We start from the raw sequence: 3,066 nt of genomic DNA, 5'->3' as shown, positions 1-3,066 counted from the left end.
GTAGAAGCCCGAACAGTTTCCGATCCGAACCGATGCCGCCGAACCCCGGGCACCCGACGAGGACGTCACACGTGGCTCCCTCCAGCCGGACGTACCAACCAACCGGTAGGTTAGCGGGTACCGGCGGTGTCACGTCAAGGGCGTCGGCCCGTTCGAGAGCCGATTTTTGCCACCAGCAGGTCGGCGATTACTATTGGTCCAAGCGTTGCTGCCGAGACTTCTTCCGCGGCGACCCCCCTACCAGGAGTAAGGCCTGATCATGGCTGTGCCAAAGCGCAGGATGTCGCGCTCGAACACCCGTAGCCGGCGCGCGCAGTGGAAGGCTGAGAAGCCAGAGCTGGTCGGCGTGACAGTGGCCGGCAAGCAGCACAAGGTGCCGCGCCGACTGCTGAAGGCGGCGCGCCTCGGTCTGATTGACCTCGACCGGCGCTAACTTCTTTGCCGTGAGCATTTGTCTCCCGGCAAAACGCAAACAATTTGCGGCAGTCAGTTTTGGCAACCTCTCAGCAGGTTCTCAGGCGATTGGATAAAACTGGTGGCCGTGCGAATTCTTGTCGTTGACGACGACCGCGCTGTGCGCGAGTCACTGCGTAGGTCACTTTCCTTCAATGGGTACTCGGTGGCGTTGGCCGAGGATGGCGTCGAGGCCCTGGAGATGATCTCCGCCGACCGGCCCGACGGGCTCGTGCTAGACGTCATGATGCCCCGGCTGGACGGCCTGGAGGTGTGCAGGCAGCTGCGCAGCACCGGCGATGATCTGCCGATCTTGGTGCTGACCGCCCGCGACACGATCTCCGAGCGCGTCGCCGGCCTGGACGCCGGAGCCGACGACTATCTGCCCAAGCCGTTCGCCCTGGAAGAGCTTTTGGCGCGGATGCGGGCGCTGCTGCGTCGCACAAGGATCGAAGACGCCTCCGAATCCGTGGCGATGACGTTCGCGGACCTGACCCTTGATTCGGTGACTCGCGAGGTCACTCGGGGGCAACGCCAGATCAGCCTGACCCGGACCGAATTCGCTTTGCTGGAGATGCTGATCGCCAATCCGCGACGCGTTTTGACGCGTAGCCGCATTCTCGAGGAGGTGTGGGGTTTCGACTTCCCCACGTCGGGTAATGCGCTCGAGGTGTATGTCGGTTACCTGCGTCGCAAGACCGAGGCCAACGGCGAGCCGCGACTGATCCACACGGTTCGAGGTGTGGGTTACGTGCTTCGCGAAACACCTCCCTAATGCCCCTGAAAACACTGTTCCGTCGGCAAAACCGACGTCCGCTGCGGACCAGCACCTCGTTGTCGCTGCGGTGGCGGGTGATGCTGCTGGCCATGTCGATGGTGGCGATGGTCGTCATCCTGATGGCCGTCGCGGTGTATGCGGTGATCTCCGCGGCGCTGTACAAGGACATCGATAACCAGCTGCAGAGCCGGGCCCAGCTTTTGATCGCCAGCGGATCGTTGGCGGCCGACCCAGCGAAAGCGATTGAGGGCACCGCGTATTCGGATGTCAACGCGATGCTGGTAACTCCCGGGCGGTCGATCTTCACCGCCAACCAGGAGGGGCAGACGTTGCCGGTGGGGCAACAGGAGAAGGCAGTCATCCGCGGCGATCTGTTCATGTCGCGGCGCACGGCCGCCAATCAGCGGGTGCTGGCCGTGCATCTGCCGAACGGCAGCTCGCTGCTGATCTCCAAGAGCCTAGCGCCGACCGATGCGGTGATGACCAAGCTGCGCTGGGTGCTGCTCATTGTCGGCGGGGTCGGTATGGCCGTGGCCGCGGTCGCCGGCGGCATGGTCACCCAGGCCGGTCTGCGTCCGGTGGGACGGTTGACGGAGGCGGCCGAACGGGTGGCGCGCACCGACGACCTGCGGCCCATACCGGTCTTCGGTAGCGACGAATTAGCCAGGCTCACAGAGGCATTCAACATGATGCTGCGCGCCTTGGCCGAGTCCCGGGAACGCCAGACCCGGCTGGTCGCCGACGCCGGTCACGAGCTGCGGACCCCGCTGACGTCGCTTCGCACCAACATCGAACTGCTGATGGCCTCCAGCGCACCGGGTGCGCCGCCGCTGCCCGAGCAGGAGATGGTCGACCTGCGGACCGATGTGATCGCGCAGATCGAGGAATTGTCCACGCTGGTCGGCGATTTGGTCGACCTCACGCGCGGCGACGCAGGCGAGGTGGTACACGAGCCGGTCGACATGAGCGAGGTGATCGACCGGTCCCTCGAGCGAGTTCGTCGGCGCCGCAACGACGTTGAGTTCGACATCGAGGTGACGCCCTGGCAGGTCTACGGAGACTCCGCGGGCCTGTCGCGGGCGGTGCTGAACTTGATGGACAACGCCGCCAAGTGGAGCCCGTCCGGGGAGCATGTCGGGTTGCGGCTCCGGCAGCTCAATGCCACGCATGCGGAGCTGGTGGTGTCCGACCACGGGCCGGGCATTCCCGAACACGAGCGCGCACTGGTCTTCGAGCGGTTCTTCCGCTCGACCACGGCGCGGGCGATGCCAGGTTCGGGTCTGGGCCTGGCAATCGTCAAACAGGTGGTGCTCAAACACGGCGGGGCGCTTCGCGTCGAAGACACCGTTGCCGGGGGCCAGCCCCCGGGCACATCGATTTACATCTTGCTGCCGGGACAGCCGATGGCGGTCGCTGACTATCCCGACGACGGTGAAGATGAGGCGGATGTTTCCAGCTCGTCAACACCGGGGAACTCTCCAGCCCCAGCGAACGTTATCTCAGTCGAATCTCAGACCACGCAGGCAAGGTGAATCCAGTTACTGTTTGAGTCTGAACCGACTGCACAAGAGAGAGCGACCTAGCGACATGACGAATCACCCGAGGTATTCGCCACCGCCGCAGCAGCACGGATATCGTCCCGTGTCCGATCAGCGCGGGGCCACAGGCCAATCCAGCCCAGGGCAGCAGCAAACCTATCCGCAGGGCTACGACTGGCGTTACGGCCAGCAGCCCCAGCCGGGGCAGTACCGGCACCCGTACGGCCCCTTCGCCGGTGGTCAGGCCGGGCCTCCGCTGCCCGCTCCCCGAAAGCGTTCTCGCGCAGGCGCATTGAC

The 3,066-nt window shown here is 64.8% G+C and carries 3 protein-coding genes and 1 pseudogene; all 4 read left to right on the top strand.

Going from position 1 to position 3,066, the window contains the following annotated elements; genetic code table 11:
- Positions 1-259: 259 nt before the first annotated feature.
- Positions 260-433: a 50S ribosomal protein L32 gene (gene rpmF / locus VGH54_RS05165; RefSeq protein WP_285184875.1), complete on the top strand. Its 174-nt coding sequence runs from the start codon at positions 260-262 to the stop codon at positions 431-433.
- Positions 434-541: 108 nt separating this feature from the next.
- On the top strand, positions 542-1,228 hold the full coding sequence (locus tag VGH54_RS05160; protein WP_331510864.1) for a response regulator transcription factor: 687 nt from the start codon (positions 542-544) through the stop codon (positions 1,226-1,228).
- Positions 1,228-2,763 carry a HAMP domain-containing sensor histidine kinase gene (locus VGH54_RS05155; RefSeq protein ID WP_331510863.1) on the top strand — a complete coding sequence of 512 codons (1,536 nt, stop codon included), beginning with the start codon at positions 1,228-1,230 and terminating at the stop codon, positions 2,761-2,763. The genes VGH54_RS05160 and VGH54_RS05155 overlap by 1 nt, the downstream gene beginning before the upstream one ends.
- Positions 2,764-2,872: 109 nt before the next feature.
- A pseudogene (locus VGH54_RS05150) lies at positions 2,873-3,066 on the top strand (peptidase S1); the annotation flags it as partial.

It is taken from the genome of Mycobacterium sp. (assembly GCF_036488105.1).
Taxonomy (GTDB): domain Bacteria; phylum Actinomycetota; class Actinomycetes; order Mycobacteriales; family Mycobacteriaceae; genus Mycobacterium.
The sequence above is the reverse complement of the archived record's forward strand: the minus strand, read 5'-3'. Positions and strand labels throughout refer to the sequence as shown.